14 protein-coding genes are annotated in these 16,143 nt (G+C 73.2%); 6 read left to right on the top strand and 8 right to left on the bottom strand.

The window, feature by feature from the left end:
* Position 1 precedes the first annotated feature (1 nt).
* Positions 2–1,015: a phosphate ABC transporter permease subunit PstC gene (gene pstC, locus ACJ5H2_RS05115; protein ID WP_408898491.1), complete on the bottom strand. Its 1,014-nt coding sequence runs from the start codon at positions 1,013–1,015 to the stop codon at positions 2–4.
* A 159-nt stretch (positions 1,016–1,174) separates the two neighbouring features.
* Complete coding sequence (locus ACJ5H2_RS05110) at positions 1,175–2,521, bottom strand: serpin family protein (protein ID WP_408898490.1); 1,347 nt, start codon at positions 2,519–2,521, stop codon at positions 1,175–1,177.
* Positions 2,522–2,629: 108 nt separating this feature from the next.
* On the opposite strand from ACJ5H2_RS05110, the gene ACJ5H2_RS05105 reads away from it, so the two are divergent.
* The 3 genes from ACJ5H2_RS05105 to ACJ5H2_RS05095 are packed head-to-tail and all read left to right on the top strand — an operon-like array spanning position 2,630 to position 7,307.
* Entirely contained in the window at positions 2,630–3,868 is a 1,239-nt protein-coding gene (locus ACJ5H2_RS05105; RefSeq protein WP_408898489.1) for an ABC transporter substrate-binding protein, read from the top strand.
* A 5-nt stretch (positions 3,869–3,873) separates the two neighbouring features.
* Positions 3,874–4,566 carry an ABC transporter ATP-binding protein gene (locus ACJ5H2_RS05100; RefSeq protein WP_408899587.1) on the top strand — a complete coding sequence of 231 codons (693 nt, stop codon included), beginning with the start codon at positions 3,874–3,876 and terminating at the stop codon, positions 4,564–4,566.
* Entirely contained in the window at positions 4,563–7,307 is a 2,745-nt protein-coding gene (locus ACJ5H2_RS05095) for an ABC transporter permease subunit (RefSeq protein WP_408898488.1), read from the top strand. The genes ACJ5H2_RS05100 and ACJ5H2_RS05095 overlap by 4 nt, the downstream gene beginning before the upstream one ends.
* On the opposite strand, the gene ACJ5H2_RS05090 is transcribed toward ACJ5H2_RS05095, so the two are convergent.
* From ACJ5H2_RS05090 to ACJ5H2_RS05080, 3 genes are read right to left on the bottom strand one after another with little or no spacing between them, the layout of a single operon-like run.
* Entirely contained in the window at positions 7,294–8,175 is an 882-nt protein-coding gene (locus tag ACJ5H2_RS05090) for a TIGR03619 family F420-dependent LLM class oxidoreductase (RefSeq protein WP_408898487.1), read from the bottom strand. The genes ACJ5H2_RS05095 and ACJ5H2_RS05090 overlap by 14 nt on opposite strands.
* Positions 8,176–8,235: 60 nt before the next feature.
* A complete protein-coding gene (locus ACJ5H2_RS05085) occupies positions 8,236–8,685 on the bottom strand; it encodes a DUF3817 domain-containing protein (protein WP_408898486.1) in 450 nt (149 codons plus the stop codon).
* Between the two features lie 55 nt (positions 8,686–8,740).
* Entirely contained in the window at positions 8,741–9,514 is a 774-nt protein-coding gene (locus ACJ5H2_RS05080; RefSeq protein ID WP_408898485.1) for an isoprenyl transferase, read from the bottom strand.
* 123 nt (positions 9,515–9,637) lie between these two features.
* On the opposite strand from ACJ5H2_RS05080, the gene ACJ5H2_RS05075 reads away from it, so the two are divergent.
* Entirely contained in the window at positions 9,638–10,744 is a 1,107-nt protein-coding gene (locus tag ACJ5H2_RS05075) for an AIM24 family protein (RefSeq protein ID WP_408898484.1), read from the top strand.
* Positions 10,745–10,847: 103 nt separating this feature from the next.
* Positions 10,848–11,588: a PAQR family membrane homeostasis protein TrhA gene (gene trhA / locus ACJ5H2_RS05070; protein WP_408898483.1), complete on the top strand. Its 741-nt coding sequence runs from the start codon at positions 10,848–10,850 to the stop codon at positions 11,586–11,588.
* Here trhA and ACJ5H2_RS05065 read toward each other — a convergent pair.
* Genes ACJ5H2_RS05065 through ACJ5H2_RS05055 form a run of 3 tightly spaced genes read right to left on the bottom strand, consistent with a single transcriptional unit; the run spans position 11,573 to position 15,324 of the window.
* A complete protein-coding gene (locus ACJ5H2_RS05065; RefSeq protein WP_408898482.1) occupies positions 11,573–12,748 on the bottom strand; it encodes a methyltransferase domain-containing protein in 1,176 nt (391 codons plus the stop codon). The two genes, trhA and ACJ5H2_RS05065, sit on opposite strands and share 16 nt — an antisense overlap.
* Positions 12,749–12,781: 33 nt before the next feature.
* The gene (locus tag ACJ5H2_RS05060) at positions 12,782–14,209 is read right to left on the bottom strand and encodes an APC family permease (RefSeq protein WP_408898481.1); all 1,428 of its coding nucleotides are present in this window, start codon (positions 14,207–14,209) and stop codon (positions 12,782–12,784) included.
* Positions 14,206–15,324: a P1 family peptidase gene (locus tag ACJ5H2_RS05055; protein WP_408898480.1), complete on the bottom strand. Its 1,119-nt coding sequence runs from the start codon at positions 15,322–15,324 to the stop codon at positions 14,206–14,208. The genes ACJ5H2_RS05060 and ACJ5H2_RS05055 overlap by 4 nt, the downstream gene beginning before the upstream one ends.
* 187 nt (positions 15,325–15,511) lie before the next feature.
* Between ACJ5H2_RS05055 and ACJ5H2_RS05050 the strand changes: the two genes are divergently transcribed.
* Positions 15,512–16,123, top strand: a complete 612-nt coding sequence (locus ACJ5H2_RS05050; RefSeq protein ID WP_408898479.1) for a TetR/AcrR family transcriptional regulator — start codon at positions 15,512–15,514, stop codon at positions 16,121–16,123.
* Positions 16,124–16,143: the final 20 nt, after the last annotated feature.

Raw genomic sequence — 16,143 nt, 5'->3', positions numbered from 1 at the left:
CTCAGGCCTCCGCCCCGGCGCCCGAGCGGCTGCGGCTGACGACCACGGCAGCCAGCGTGTTGACGCCGAGGGTGATGACGAAGAGCACGAAGCCTGCCGCGAGCAGCGCGGAGAGCTGGCTCGCGCTGGCGTCGCCGAAGCGGCCGGCGATGAGGGCGCTGACGCTGTTCGTGCCGATCTCGAGCGGGCGCACCTTCAGGTCGAACGCCGGCGAGATGATCAGGAGCACGGCGATCGTCTCGCCGAGCGCCCGACCGAGGGCGAGCATCGTCCCGCCGATGATGCCGCCGCGGCCGAAGGGCAGCACCACGGTGCGGATCATCCCCCAGCGCGTCGCGCCGAGCGCGAGGGCCGCCTCCTTCTCGCCGGGCGGGGTCTGGCTGAAGACCTGGCGCATCACCGCGCACGCCATCGGCAGCACCATCATCGCCACCGCGATGCCGGCGCAGAAGGCGCTGGCGGTGTAGCGGCTGGCGTCCCAGATCGCCGCGTCGGGGTCGGTGTCCCGCACGTCGAAGACGGGGATCCAGCCGAGATGACGCTGCAGGAAGGTGGCGAGCTCGGCGGCGTGCGGCATGACCAGGAAGAAGCCCCACAGCCCGTAGACGATCGACGGGACCGCTGCCATCAGGTCGACCAGGGACACGAGCGTGCCGCGCAGTCGGGCCGGGGCGTACTCGGCGATGTACAGGGCCGTGAGGAGCGCCAGGGGGAAGGCGATGACCATGGCGACCACGGCGATCTGGACCGTGCCCACCAGCACCGCGGCGATGCCGAGGACGTCGGCCTCGGGCTGCCACTGGGACTCGGTGAAGAAGCGCCAGCCGTAGCGCCGCAGGGTCGGGTAGGCCTGCCAGCCGAGGAAGAGGCCCACGCCTCCGGTGATCACGAGCACGGAGGCGCCGACCGCGCCTGAGGCGTTCACGAAGACCGCGTCGGCGCCGGTGGCTCGGCGGGAGATCCGGCGCGGCCGCGCCTCGGGCGCGCCCGGATCAACGAGGGGCAGGCTGGTCACACGTCGTCCTAGGTCGAGGCCACCCGAGAAGGCCGGTCTCGTGGCAGCGCGGAGAGGCGCGGCCTCCCGAACGTTGACGGGGGTCCGCGACCAGCCGGCGTGGAGCCGGTGAACGGGACGGGAACGGTGGAGGACGGCTCGCCGCCGTCCCGCCCTGGGCTACCCGACGCCCTGGCTGGGGTCGCTCACCCGGCCGACGAAGAGAGGCGTGCGGTGCTCGACGTCGTGGATGACGAAGAGGAAGGGACGGTCGAGCACGAGCTCCTCGGTGACGACGGCGCTCTCGACGCGCATGACCACCGCGGTCGCCGCGGCCGCCTCGGTGCCGTCCTCGTCGACGGCGATGAAGCCCTGGTGCAGCACCTCGTCGATGAGCAGGTCGAGGTCCTCGTCGGTCATCGGCGTGAAGTCGGCCGCGCCCTCGGTGAACGCGGTGGGCATGCCCAGCGCCTTCAGCACGTCCTTGAGCGGCGCTGCGGTGCGGAAGCTCCACCTCGGCATCGTCAGGTCGAGGGCGGTCGGCGTGGCCGGGCCGAGCACGGCCGCGAAGCCGTCCCGGGTGAGGCCGGCCTCGACGCGCCCGAAGGCCCCGTCGTCGGGCAGCACCACGGTCATCGCGAGCCGCTGGCCGGCGTACGGCAGCACCGCGGCCCGCCAGCCCTCACCGGTCACCAGACCTGCGCTGAGATCGGGCCTGCGCATCAGGTCGACCTCGACCTCCGAGCCGTCGGCCCGACGGAACGGGCCGCGCGCGGTCAGCTCCTTCTCGAACGGCTGCTCCCAGGGCGCCTCGAGGTAGATCGCGTTCACCAGCACCAGCCGGGTCAGCACGTCGAGCGCACCCTCGGGAACGAGGTCGACGATCCGGTCGCGGGTCTGCTCCTCGACCCACGCGTTGACCAGCTCCCGGGACCTCTTGGTCGCCCCGACGAAGTCGACGGCCCGCATCGGCGCGCCGTACTCCTTGGCCAGCAGGTCGAGGAAGTCCGCCGACCACCCGGTCTCCCGCTGCCCGAACAGCTGGTTGGCGCTCGCCAGCATCAGCTCCACCTGCGAGCCGTCGGTGCGCTCCTGCCTGCCGGCGAGCCCCTCCACGTGGGCGGTCAGCGCATTGACGCCGCGGTGCCAGCGCTCGCCGAGCGCGCCGACGCCGAGCACGTCGCGCATCTCCTCCGCCGTCGTGCCGGCGGCACCCGTCAGCGTCATGCCCAGCGCCACCAGCACCGAGTACGGCGAGAGCACCAGGTTGCCGTCGCTCGGGGCGAGCTCGCCGTACAGGCCGCCCGCGAGCCGGTCGAGCCCGCCGACGACGGCGCCGACCAGGCTCGGGTCGCCCGCCGCACGGCGTACGTCGGAGGCGACCAGCTCGATGTCGTCGGGGTCCACCGGCGGAGATCCGCCGTGCCTGCGCCCGCCGCCGGCGTCGTCGGCGCAGGCCGCGAGGAGGCCGGTGCCGAGAGCGGCGAGGGCGAGCTGGAGGGCGGTACGACGGGCCAGGGCGGTCATGCCCCTCCGACGGGCCGCGACGCCCGCCGGTTCCCCCGGGATGTGACCTGTCGCACTGAGTGGGACAGGTCACATTTGGCGAGCGCTCCCGCTCCTACCTTCCGCGCCATGACCGACCAGACCACCCGTCGCCGCCTCGGCGGCCTCGCGGCCACCTCCGTCCTGCTCGTCAGCCTCACCGCCTGCGGCGGTGGGGACGAGGAGGCCGACGGCTTCGACAAGCCCACCCAGAACGCCGACGTCACCTTCTCGGGTGACCCGATCAAGGTCATGACGTTCACGCCCTACGACACCGAGACCATCAACTTCAAGGCCGCCCTGGACGTGGCCGAGGGCGCGATGGTCGCCATCAACAATGCCGGCGGCATCGACGGCCACGAGCTGCAGGTCGTCACGTGCAACGAGGGCGCCGACCCGAACAAGGCGGCCGCGTGCGCCCGCCAGGCGGTCGACGAGGGCGTCTCCGCCGTCGTCGGGGGGTTCAGCGCCAACGGCGACACCCTCGTCCCGATCCTGGAGAAGGCCGGCATCCCCTGGATCGCACCGCCGGTCATCAGCGCCGCCGAGCTGTCCAGCGCCTACAGCTACCCGATCGTGCCGGGCGTCATCGCCCAAGCCGGCCTGGGCGCCCGAGCCGCCGAGGACGGTTGCGACAGCGTCGCCAACGTCATGTACGACACGCCCGCCACCGAGGCCGTCGAGCGCCTCGGCGACGTCGGCCTGGCCAGCCAGGGCCACGCGCCGGGGACCATCATCAAGGTGCCGCCGACGACGACCGACTTCAGCAGCATCGCGCAGGAGATCAGCGAGCACGACTGCGCGATCATGTCGATCCCGTCGGGTCCGCTCGCCGGCGTCGCCGCCGCCGGCGCGAGCCTCGGCAGCGAGACGAAGTACTACGCCTTCCCCGGCACGCTGACCGACTCGGCGATCGCCCAGGCCGGTGGGGCGCTCGACAGCGCGATCACCCTCTCGCCGTTCCCGCCGGCCGGCGACGACGTCTGGGACGACGCCCGGAAGGCCGTCGGCCCGATGACCGACGAGGAGAACGGCGGCTGGTCGTACATGTCGTACCAGAGCACCTGGGTCGGCTACCAGCTGCTCGCCACCGTCCTCGAGGGCAGCGAGGACGTGTCCGCGGCCGGCGTCAAGGCGGCCTTCGACGCGGCGAGCGCCGTCGACGGCAAGGACTTCACCCCCGACCTGGACTTCACCCGGGAGTTCCCGGCGCCAGGGCTGAACAGGGTGTTCAACCACCAGGTCGTGTTCCACGCCATCGAGGACGGCGAGCTCACCCAGGACGGTGACTACGTCGACCTCGCCGCCACCCTCACGCCCGCCGGGTGACCGCGATGGTGCAGGCGCTGGAGGCCACCGGCCTCACGGCGGGCTACGCCGGGACGCCGGCCGTGCACGGCATCGACCTGTCGGTCCGTGCCGGGGAGATCGTCGCCCTGCTGGGCGCGAACGGAGCGGGGAAGACCACGACCCTGCTCTCCCTCGCGGGCGAGCTGACCCCGATCGCGGGCTCGGTGGCCTTCCTCGGCGACGCGCGCCGGCGGCGCCTGCACCAACGGGCCCGTGCCGGCCTGGGCTTCCTCACCGAGGAGCGCTGCGTCTTCATGCAGCTGACCGGCTGGCAGAACCTGCGGATCGGCCGGGGCCGGCCGGAGAGGGCCCTCGAGCTCTTCCCCGAGCTCGAGCCGCACCTGTCCAAGAAGGTCGGCCTGCTCTCCGGCGGGCAGCAGCAGATGCTCGCGCTCGGGCGGATCCTCGCCGCCGAGCCGCGGGTGCTGCTCGCCGACGAGCTCTCCCTGGGCCTGGCCCCGCTCGTCGTGGAGCGCCTGCTGGCCGCCGTACGGCAGGCGGCGGACTCCGGCGTCGCCGTCGTCCTGGTCGAGCAGCACGTCCGCCAGGCCCTGGCGGTGGCCGACCACGTGCACGTGATGCGGCGCGGCCGCATCGTCCTCTCGGGCCCCGCAGCCGAACTCCGCGACGACGCCGAGCGCATCGCCGCCACCTACCTGAGCGAGAACCCCTCATGACCGAGCTCCTCCGCTACGCCCTGCTCGGCCTCGGCACGGGCGGCATCTACGCCCTCCTGGGCCTCGGACTCGTGGTGATCTACCGCGGCTCCGGCGTCATCAACTTCGCGCACGCGGGCTTCGCCCTCGTGGGCGCCTATCTCACCTACGAGCTGCAGACCGTGCGCGACCTGGGGCTGGGCGTCGCGCTCGGGATCGCCGTCCTGGCAACCGCACTGCTCGGCGTCCTCACCCATCACCTGGTCCTGCGACCGCTCCGCCACGCCAGCCCGCTGGCCCGGGTGATCGCGACCCTGGGCGTGCTCACCCTGCTGACCGAGGCGGTACAGCTGAAGTACGGCGCCCAGCAGCTGCAGTCCGCCTCACCCCTGCCGAACGAGGCGGTCACGGTGACCGGGGACGTCGTCGTCGGCCAGTACGCCTTCTGGCTGGCCGGCATCGCCGCGGCCGCCGCGCTGCTGCTCACCGTGGCCGGCACCCGCACCCGGGTCGGCCACGCGATCTCGGCGGCGGCGGAGAACCCGCGGGGAGCCGCCGCGCTGGGCTGGGCACCGGACCTGCTGGCGAGCATCACGTGGGCGATCGGCGGCGGACTCGCCGCACTGGCCGGCGGACTCTTCCCGTCGACCACCTTCAGCTTCGTCTCACCCACGCCCTTCGGCGTCCTCATCATCGGCGCGCTGGCGACGGCGCTGCTCGGCGGCTTCCGCTCGTACCCGCTCGCCGTCCTGGGCGGCCTCCTCCTCGGCGCGGCGCAGTCCGCGACGCGCCACTGGACCGACCAGACGGGCGTCTCGGACGCCGTGCCGTTCCTCGCGATCATCGTGGTCCTCGTGGTGCGCGGCCGCGGCCTCCCGCTGCGCGGCACCCTCACCGACCGCCTCCCCCGCGTCGGCACCGGGCGGGTCCGGCCCGGCCTGGTCGTGCTGCTGGCGGGCAGTGCGCTGCTGTGGGTCGGGCTCGGCGCCTCCGCGGACTGGTACGCGCCGACGATCATCAGCGCCACCTTCGCGCTCATCGGCCTCTCGATCGTCCTGCTCACCGGCTATGCCGGACAGCTCTCCATCGCCCAGTTCGCCCTGGCGGGCATCGGCGCGTTCGCCGCCGGCCGGTTCGCGGTCTTCCACGGCTGGCCCTTCGAGCTGGCCTTGGTGGGCGGGGTGCTGGTGGCGATGGCGGTCGGCCTGCTGTTCGGCCTCCCCGCGCTGCGCACCCGCGGCGTCAACCTGGCGGTGGTCACCTTCGGCCTGGGCTTCGCCGTGCACCAGATCGTGTTCAGCAACAGCGACTACACCGAAGGGGTGCGACCGGGCGAGGTCCGGCTGCTCGGCCTCGACATCGAGCCGATCGGGCACGCCCGCAACTACGCGCTGGTCTGCCTCGTCGCCGTCGTCCTGGCCGCGCTCGTGGTCGCCAACGTGCGGCGCGGGCGCAGCGGCCGGCGCCTGCTCGCCGTCCGCACCAACGAGCGGGCCGCGGCGGCGATCGGCGTCAACGTGTTCGAGGCGAAGCTCTACGCCTTCACCCTCTCCGCCGGGCTCGCGGGCCTCGGCGGCGTGCTGCTCGGCTTCAGCTACGCGACGATCCTCTACCCGCAGCTCTTCCAGCCCGGTGCGTCGATCTCCGTCCTGGTTCTCGTCGTCATCGGCGGCACGGGCTATCTCGCCGGTCCCTTCATCGGCGCGATCTCCGCGCCCGGCGGGCTCATCACGCTGCTCGGGTCGCACGGCCCCGCCGCGACCACCGCGGTCCAGGACGGCCTGACCTGGCAGTCCTACCTGCCGCTCGCCTCGGCGGTGCTGCTCATCGTCACCCTCATCGCGAGCCAGCACGGCGTCGCGGAGTCGGTCGAGGCGTCGACCCGCCGTCTGCGTGCCCGCATCCCCGGGCTGCGTCCCGAACGGAGCCGACGCCTGCCGGCGACCGGGCACGGCGGCGTACGGTCCGGCGTGCCGCCGCGCCGGCTCGAGGTCAGCGACCTCACCCAGCGCTTCGGCGGATTCGTCGCCCTCGACGAGGTGTCCCTGAGCGTGGCCCCGGGCCAGGTCGTCGGGCTGCTGGGACCCAACGGCGCCGGGAAGACGACATTGATCGACTGCATCAGCGGCAACAACCGGGTCAGCTCCGGCACGATCACCTGGGACGGACGGGATGTGACCCGCTGGGCGCCGTACCGCCGCGCGCGGGCGGGCCTGTCCCGCTCCTTCCAGTCGCTCGAGCTCTTCGACGACCTCACCGTCCGGGAGAACCTCCTCGCGGCCGCCGACCGGCGCGACCGCCTGGCCTACCTGACCGATCTCGTCCACCCGGGTCGCTCCCGGATGCCGGCGACGGTCGCCGCCGCGGTCGAGGAGCTCGGGCTCGAGCCCATGCTCGACCTGCGCGCCGAGGACCTCTCCTACGGTCAGCGCCGGCTGGTCGCCATCGCCCGCGCGGTCGCCAGCAGCCCCTCGGTGCTCATGCTCGACGAGCCCGCGGCCGGACTGGACGAGACCGAGAGCGCCGAGCTCGGCCGGCTCGTCCGGCGCCTCGCCGACGAGTGGGGCATGGGCATCCTGCTCATCGAGCACGACGTGGCGCTGGTCCTCGAGAACGCCGACCGGGTCGTCGTCCTCGACTTCGGACACCGGATCGCCGAGGGGACGCCGGCCGAGGTCCGCGCCGACCCCGCGGTCCGGCGGGCCTACCTGGGCGAGGAGACCGAGCCGGACACGCGGGCCGAGACGCTCAGCGTCGGATGAAGTCGGCCGCGAAGCCGCGGACGCAGTCGAGCCGGGTCTCCCGGCCCGGCTGCGGGTGACCGCGGAAGCGCCAGGGGTTCAGCCACACGTCGGTGGCTCCGGACGCGGCGAGCTGGTCGAACCCGGCGGCGTCGGCGACGCCGACGGGTGAGACGCAGACCGAGAACGGTCCGTCGGCCCTCCCCTCCTCGGCCCGCAGCTCCTCGAGCCGGGCGATGACGGGTGGCAGGTCGGCGGCGGGGAGGTTCGCCGAGATCCAGCCGTCGCCGAGGCGAGCCGCCCGGCGCAGAGCGGGCTCGGTGTGCCCGCCGACCAGGATGGGCAGCGGCCGCTGCGGCGCCGGGGCGACGATCAGCCGGTCGAAGTCGTAGTGCCGGCCGTGGAACTCGGCCCACTGCGGCCCACCGCCGGGGCAGATCGCCCGCAGGATCGCGATCGCCTCGTCGGTGCGCGCGCCGCGGGTGCGCATCTCGGTGCCGGTGAACCGGAACTCCTCGGGCATCCAGGACAGGCCGACGCCCAGCTCGAGCCGCTCGCCGGTGAGGACGGCGAGCGTCGCGAGCTGCTTGGCCAGCAGCAGCGGCTCGCGGATCGGCAGCTTGAGGACCGAGACCCGGAACCGGATCCGCTCGGTGACCGCGGCCAGCGCGGCGATGGTCACGAGGGGGTCCGGCATCTCGGTCTCGGGCGCCCACATCCGCTTGCCGTCGCCCGAGTAGGGATAGTCGGCCGAGACGTGCTCCGGGAAGAAGACCGAGTCGGGGAGGCTGATCGCGTCCCAGCCCTCCGCCTCGGCCACGCGGGCCAGCTCGGGGAGGTCGCCGGTCGGCACCATCCCCACGGACAGGGTCCAGTCGAGGTCGCTCATGGGCCGAGCCTCACGGCGGTACGACGCGGCGGGCGGCGTGCTCCCGCTGATCGGGATCGCTCAGGAGGTCGGCGGACCCACGACCAGGGCCAGGCCGGTCAGCGCGGCGACGGCAACCAGGCCGACGCCCAGACCACGCACCGGGTTCGTCAGCAGCCAGCCGACGGCACGGTCGGGCACAGAGCGGGTGGCGCCGGCCGGGAGCCGCCACTCCTCGCCCAGCCAGCCCTTGCGGACCGCCCACCACTCCAGCGGCAGGGTGGCCAGCGGCGGCACCGCGGCCACCAGTGCGAGCAGGCCGCGCCCGGCCGACCAGCGCCGGTCCACCCAGACCACGACGGTGGTCACGACGTAGGCGACGAACACGACGCCGTGGAGCATCCCGAAGACGCGGACGCCGAGCTCGGTGGTCTCGGTGCCGTACTTGAGGAACATGCCGACCAGCAGGCCGGTCCAGGTGACGGCCTCGGCGAACGCGACGGTGCGGAACAGGCGGGTCGGGGTGCTCACGGCGGTGACGCTACCCCTGTGACCCAGGGCACCCGCGGCCGGACCGGCGACCCGCTCAGGCGCCGAAGCGGCGCTCGCGCTGGGCGTAGGCCCGGATCGCGCGCAGGAAGTCGACGCGGCGGAAGTCGGGCCAGTAGGCCTCGCAGAAGTAGAACTCCGACTTGGCGCTCTGCCAGAGCAGGAAGCCGCCCAGCCGCTGCTCGCCGGAGGTGCGGATGACCAGGTCCGGGTCGGGCTGGCCCTTGGTGTAGAGGTGCTCCTCGATGTGCTCGATGTCGATCTGCTGGGCGAGCACCTCGAGCGGGGTGCCCAGCGCGGCGTGCTCGGTCAGCAGCGACCGGACGGCGTCGGCGATCTCGCGGCGCCCGCCGTACGCGACGGCGACGTTGACGATCATCCCGTCGACGTCGGCGGTCGCCTCGGCCGCCGCCTTCAGCCGCTTCGCCGCCGCGTCGGGGAGCAGGTCGAGGGCGCCCACCGGGTGCAGCCGCCAGCGGCGCTGGTCGGCCAGCGAGTCGACGGCGTCGCCGATGATCTCCAGGAGCGGCTCGAGCTCCGCGGCGGGCCGGTTGAGGTTGTCGGTGGAGAGCAGCCACAGGGTGACCACCTCGATGCCGACCTCGTCGCACCAGCCCAGCAGCGGCTCGATGTTCGCCGCCCCGGCGCGGTGGCCGTGCGCGGTGTCGCGGCCGACCGCGCGCGCCCACCGCCGGTTGCCGTCGAGCATCACCCCGATGTGCTTGGGGAGGTTGCCGGGCATCCGGCGAAGCATGCGCGCCTCGTACGCCGGGTAGAGCACCCTGCGCACACCGCGCTTCCAGTCCGCCACATCTCGATCCTAGATGAGTCCGGGCGGGCTTCCGGCGCATCCACCCGACTGACACGATGGGCGGCACACCCGCCGCCCCCGGGGTCGAGCGGACCTGAGATCCCCCGAGAGTAAGGACCACCGATGACTGCTGCCGCCTGGCACCCGGACCCGACCGGCCGCCACGAGCTCCGCTACTGGGACGGGTCCCAGTGGACCGACCACGTGTCCGACCAGGGCGTCCAGTCGACCTCGCCGCTCTACCCCACGGCCGACCCCTCCGCGGACTCCGCCGCGAACGACTCCGCCGACTCCACCGACTCCACCGACTCCGACGGCACCGCGGGCGACGCCGGTCAGGAGCAGCCGGCCGAGGAGTCCTTCTCCTTCGACGCGGCCACCGCCGTGGCGCCGCGGGCCGAGGAGCCGAGCTCGACGCAGGCACCGGCCCAGCCCTACCAGCCGGCCCAGCCGTACCAGGCGGCCCCGCAGGCCCAGCCCTTCCCCGCCGGCCAGCCGCCGGCGGGCCAGCCGCCGGCTGCGGCGTACGGCGCCCAGGCGGTCCCGTCCGACGCCTTCGCCGGCATCAGCGGCGAGCTGATCGACGGCCGCTTCAGTGAGATCAGCGGCGCCGGGGCGAGCCTGCAGAACAAGCGCCTGCTGCGGGTGCGGATCAACGAGCCGTTCATGGCCAAGCAGGGCGCGATGGTCGCCTACCAGGGCAACGTCAACTTCGCCTTCCAGGGCGGCGGGGCGGCCAAGTTCCTCAAGAAGGCCTTCACCGGCGAGGGTCTCTCGCTGATGCGCGTCGAGGGTCAGGGCGACGTCTTCCTCGCCGACGCCGCGCACGAGGTGCACATCCTGCACCTCAACAACAGCGGCCTGTCGGTCAACGGACAGAACGTGCTCGCGTTCTCCGCGTCGCTGGACTGGAACGTCGAGCGGGTCAAGGGCGGCAGCATCGCCGCCGGCGGGCTGTTCAACACCACCCTGCGCGGCACCGGGTGGGTCGCGATCACCACCGACGGCGACCCGGTCGTGCTCAACCCGGGCGAGGCGCCGACCTTCGCCGACGCGAACGCGCTGGTCGCCTGGTCCACCCACCTGCAGACCTCGATCCGGTCGACGTTCACCGCCGGCGCGCTCATCGGGCGCGGCTCCGGCGAGGCCTTCCAGGTCGCCTTCCAGGGCCAGGGCTTCGTGATCGTGCAGCCGTCGGAGGGCGGCGTCGTACCCCCGCACACGCACTGAGCGAGCGTCCTCAACGGACGGCTCGACGACGGCGGCCGGATGAGCGTGAGATCACGCTCGTCCGGCCGTCGTTGCGTCACGGTGTCGTGGGTACCCTTCCGGCATGAACCAGGCCCTCCACCACGCGAACGACAAGGTCCGCGCTCGGCTGGACGACCTCGGGGAGCAGATCAGCGACAAGGTCGCGGAGATCAAGCCGAAGCTCCGTGGCTGGATCCACCTCGTGTCGACCCCACTCGTCCTGGCCGCCGGCATCGTCCTCATCTGCCTCTCGCCGACCGCGACCACCCGGGTCGGGTCGGCCCTGTACGCCGGCTCCGCGCTGCTGCTCTTCGGCACCTCCGCGCTCTACCACCGCGGTACCTGGTCGCCGAAGGTCTGGACGATCCTCAACCGGTTCGACCACTCGAACATCTTCTTGTTCATCGCCGGCTCCTACACGCCCTTCGCGCTGATTCTGCTCGAGGGCACCTCCCGCGTCGTGATGCTCGCGACGGTGTGGACCGGCGCGCTGCTCGGCATCGCGTTCAAGCTCTTCTGGCCCGGCGCGCCGCGCTGGCTCTCGGCGCCGATCTACATCGCGCTCGGCTGGGCGGCGATCTTCTTCATCCCCGCCTTCTTCGAGGGCGCGACCGCGCTCGGCCTCGGCATCGGGATCGCCGTCTTCGTGCTCATCGCGGTGGGCGGAGCGCTCTACACGATGGGCGGCCTCGTCTACGGCTTCAAGTGGCCCGACCCCTCGCCCCGGGTCTTCGGCTTCCACGAGATCTTCCACGGCTTCACCATCGCCGCGTTCGTCGCCCACTACGTCGGCGTCTCGCTGGCGACCTACTCGCTGCGCTGAGCCGTCCGCTCGAGGAGGACCAGCACCTCGGCGTGCCCGGTCTGCGGGAACATGTCGAACAGCCGCCCCCGCACCGGCCGGTACGACACCAGGTCGGCCAGGTCGCGCGCCAGCGTCTCCGGGTTGCAGCTGGAGTAGAGCAGGTGGGCCGCCCCGGTTTCCTCGAGGCGGCGCGCCAGGTCGGTGCCGAGACCGCGGCGGGGCGGGTTCACCACAACCAGGTCGGCCTCCGCGAGGAGGCCGGCGTGCTCGGGCGCGGTCGCGTCGCCGGCGACGAAGTCGACCGCGGCGCTGGGGAGGCCGGCCTCGGCACGTGAGCGCTCGGCGCTGGCGACCGCGTCGGCGCTGATCTCGATGCCGGAGACCCGACGTCCCGGAGCAACCAGATGCAGGGCGAACCCGCCGACTCCGCAGTAGAGGTCGACGACGCGGCGCGGCCCGATCGCCGCGACCCACTGCGCGGCCTCGGCGTAGAGGGCGGTGGCAACCGGCGTGTTGGTCTGGAAGAAGCTGCGCGGACGCAGGTGCAGGGCCACGGCGCCGAGCCTCATCGGCAGCGTGTCGTCGTCGGTCAGCACGACCTCGCGGTCGCCCTCGAGGACGGCGCGGTGCTCGGGCTGCACGTTGAGGGTCACCACGCGCACGGCGGGCAGGCTCGCGCGCAGCCACGGCAGGTGCTTGCGCACCCGCGCCTCGATGGCCGTGGAGCGCACCACCAGGCGGACCATCAGCTCGCCGTCCGGCGACTCGGTCACCAGCAGGTGCTTGAGCTCGCCCCGCTGGCGCACCGGGGACGCCGACGCCACGTCGTACGGCGTCAGGTCGGCGCGCCGGACGAGCTCGGCGAGCACCGGCAGCGCCGCCACGATCCCCGGCGTGTGCAGCGCGCAGTCGCGCAGGTCGACCCCGGCGCCGTCCGGGCCGAGGATGCCGAGGGTGGGGGTCGCGGCGGTCCCGGCGACGACCATCTTGGCCTTGTTGCGGAAGCCGGCCGGCGGGCTCGTGACGGGCGGGAGCCAGCGCATGCCGGGTGCGTCGACGAGCGCTCGCGCCGACGCCTCCTTGGCGGCCACCTGGTCGTCGTAGGCCCGTCCCAGCCAGGTGCAGGACCGGCACTCCCCCGCCGCGAAGTGGGCGCAGTCGAGCACGGCGAGAGCCATGGACCCATCGTAGGGCGGCTCCCGGACGCGGCCTCAGTCCGCGGGCAGCGCCGAGGGCCGGCGGCCCCCCGCCAGGTACCCGAGGACCAGCCCCGCAACCGGGATCGTGGCCAGGACGGCGCTGAGCGCCGCGCTGCCGCCGGTCACCAGGGTGAAGTTCGACAGCACCAGCCAGCCCGAGGCGACCAGCCCGACGCTGGCCAGGGCCGGCGCGACCCGGGTCTGCCAGGTGCGCCCGCGGCGCAGGCCGGGGTGGCGAGCGAAGAACGCCAGGACGGCGAGCGAGGTCGTCAGCATCAAGATCACCATGCCGACCGTCGCGACGCCCGCCATCGAGCCGAACACGCCGACCAGCGGGTCCACCCCGGCCAGGGCGAGCACCCCCACGATGAGGGCCGCGGTCAGGCTCTGCACGAGTGACGACGCCGACGGGGAGCGGTGCCGGTCGTGGACCGTCGCCAGCCGGGCCGGCAGCAGCCCGCGGCCACCCAGCACGAACTGGTAGCGCGCGATCACGTTGTGGAAGGACAGGACGCAGGCGAAGAGGCTGCTGAGCAGCAGCACGTTGACCACGTCGCGCCCCGCCGAGCCGAGCGCCTCGCCGGTGACGTCGAGGAGCATGTTGCCCTCTCCGTCGAGCGTCCGCTGCGCGACCGCGGACACCTGGTCGGGGCCGACGGCGACCACGAAGACCCAGGTCGTGAGCGCGTAGAAACCGCCGATGATGAGGACGGCGGCGTACGTCGCGCGGGGGATGGTGCGCTGCGGGTCCCGCGCCTCGTCGCGGAACACCGCGGTGGCCTCGAAGCCGATGAAGCCGGTCAGGGCGAAGAGCACGGCCACGCCCAGGGATCCGGCGAGGAAGGTAGCCGGCGCGAAGGAGGTCATGCTGACCGCCGACGGACCGGGGTCGTGGCCGAGGACCACCAGGTCGAGCAGGAGGACGACGCCGATCTCCAGGACGAGCGCGACGCCGAGGACCCGGGCGCTGAGGTCGATGTGGCGGTAGCCGAGGACCGCGACGACGAGGAGCACGGCGAAGGCGTAGAGATACCAGGGGGCGCCGGGCCCGCCGTAGTGGCGGACGGTGTCGTCGATCGCCCAGCCGATGTAGCCGTAGATGCCGACCTGGATCGCGGTGTACGCGATCAGCGCCACGGCCGCGATGCCGGTGCCGGGCCGTCGGCCGAGTCCTCGGGTGACATAGGCGAAGAAGGCCCCCGCCTCGGGCACGTGGGGCGTCATCGCGATGAAGCCGACGCTGAACAGCAGCATCACGACCGAGGCGACGACGAAGCCGACCGGTGCCCCCGCTCCGTTGCCCAGGCCCATGGCCAGGGGCATGTTCCCGCCGATGACGGTCAGGGGCGCCGCGGCGGCGACCACCATGAAGGCGATCGCCACCGGGCCGAGCCGGCCCGTCAGGTGCCGCGGCGGTGCCGCGATGGACTCTTCCTTCATGAACGCTCTCCTCGGTGCGGCGACATGGCCTGTCGCAGTAGGTCGTGATCCAGGGCGTGGACCGTGAGACCACGCCGTCCCGTGACGGTCGTCGCAGCCACCAGCGCGTTGACGATCGCCTCCTCGGTCGCCTCGACCACGAGGTCGAAGAGACGAGTCATGAGCTGCGGGACCGCCATCCGGACGGCGAGATCGGCCCGCGGGACACCGGCGTCCTCGTCCCAGGAGTACGGCGGCAGCCCGCGGTTGGCCGTCGAGAAGGCGATCATGAGGTCGCCGCTGTACTGCTCGCCGGTGCCGCCCATGCGACCGACGGCGAGCGCGGCGCGCTGGGCCAGCCGGGTGCACTGGTGCGGCAGCAGCGGCGCGTCCGTGGCGACCACGACGACGATCGACCCGGACCCGGCCTCGTAGCCGTCGGGGAGGTCCGGGAGCGGGACGACGTCCGGCCCGATCCGCTCGCCCACGGGGACCCCGTCGACCCGCAGCCGGTCCCGGCGTCCGTAGTTGGCCTGGACCAGGACGCCGACGGTCCAGGTCTCGGGGCCCGCCGCGGTGGTGCGTGACGACGTGCCGATGCCGCCCTTGAGCTCGTGGCAGATCATCCCCGTACCACCGCCGACGTTCCCCTCGGCGACCCGGCCCGGAGCCGCGGCCGCCAGCGCTGCGCGGACGTGCTCCGCGCGGACGTGATGGCCGTTGATGTCGCTGAGCAGGCCGTCGTAGGTCTCCGCCACGACGGGCAGCGACCAGTAGGCGCCGTCCCCGCGGACCCGGACCTGCTCCTGGACCAGGGCGTCGCGCACGACGCCGACGCTGTGCGTGTTGGTGAGCCCGATGGCGGTCGTGAGCTCGCCGGACTCGCGCACCCACTCCAGGCCGGTCATCTCGCCGCTGCCGTTGAGGCGGTGGGCGCCGGCGAACACCGGCTCGGTCCAGATGTCGCGGTGCGGGAGGACCACGGTGACGCCCGTGTGCACAGCGGGATCCTCCCGCTGCAGGGTGACCTGGCCGACGAGAACCCCGGGCACGTCCGTGATCGCGTTGGCCGCGCCCACGGGGTGCGACCCGATCGTGATCCCGAGGTCCCTGGCCCGGCGCCGTCCGTCGCTCATCGTGCTGCTCAACCTGTCCGTCGGAGTTTTTTTCCGTCGACGCAAAGAATGCTCCTCGGCCTCTGTTGGCGCAAGGCCCTCGGGTGATCTGGGGCACATCCGGGTCGGGCGGACCGGCTCGCGCGGCTCGGGCACAATGGCCCCGGACCGACGCGGCCCGCGCGTCGACGAACAGGAGGGGGAGGCGATGGCACGCCCCGTCCGCCGTGCCGAGCGCCGCGAGGACATCCTCGCAGCGGCCATCGCCTTCATCGAGCGCCACGACCCGGCCACCCTGCGCCTGACGGACATCGCCGCGGAGCTCGGAGTCACGGCCAACGCCGTGCGCTACTACTTCAAGGACGTCGAGGCACTGGTCCTCGAGCTCGCCCTGCGCTCCGACGTACGGTTCAACGAGGACCGCCGCGCCACCGCCGCTACCATCGCGGACCCTCGGGAGCGGCTGGTGCGCGTGATCGAGGCGGGCCTCCCCCAGGGGCGCGAGGACGCGGAGTGGCGGGCGATCTGGCGCGCCTTCCTGGCCGCCGGCTTCGAGCTGGACCAGCGGCTCGAGGTGGCGGGCATCTTCCACCGCCAGGTCGACCTGTACGCCGAGCTGCTCGAGGACGGCGCCGTCGCCGGGGTGTTCACCCTGGCCGCCCCGGCGCACGACGTCGCCACGACCATCATGGCGATGGAGGACTACCTCGGCTACCGGATCGTCGCCCGGGACCCGGCCGTCGACCGGTCCTCGGCCCTGCGCCTGATGCACTCCTACGCCGAGCTGGCCGTCGGCACGCCGCTTCCGACGCCGGGCTGAGGGCGCGACGAGGGCCTATG

Origin of the sequence: Nocardioides pymetrozini, assembly GCF_046058985.1 — a bacterium.
Lineage (GTDB): Bacteria > Actinomycetota > Actinomycetes > Propionibacteriales > Nocardioidaceae > Nocardioides.
Note: the sequence above shows the minus strand (reverse complement) of the source record. Positions and strands in the feature narration are given on the sequence as shown.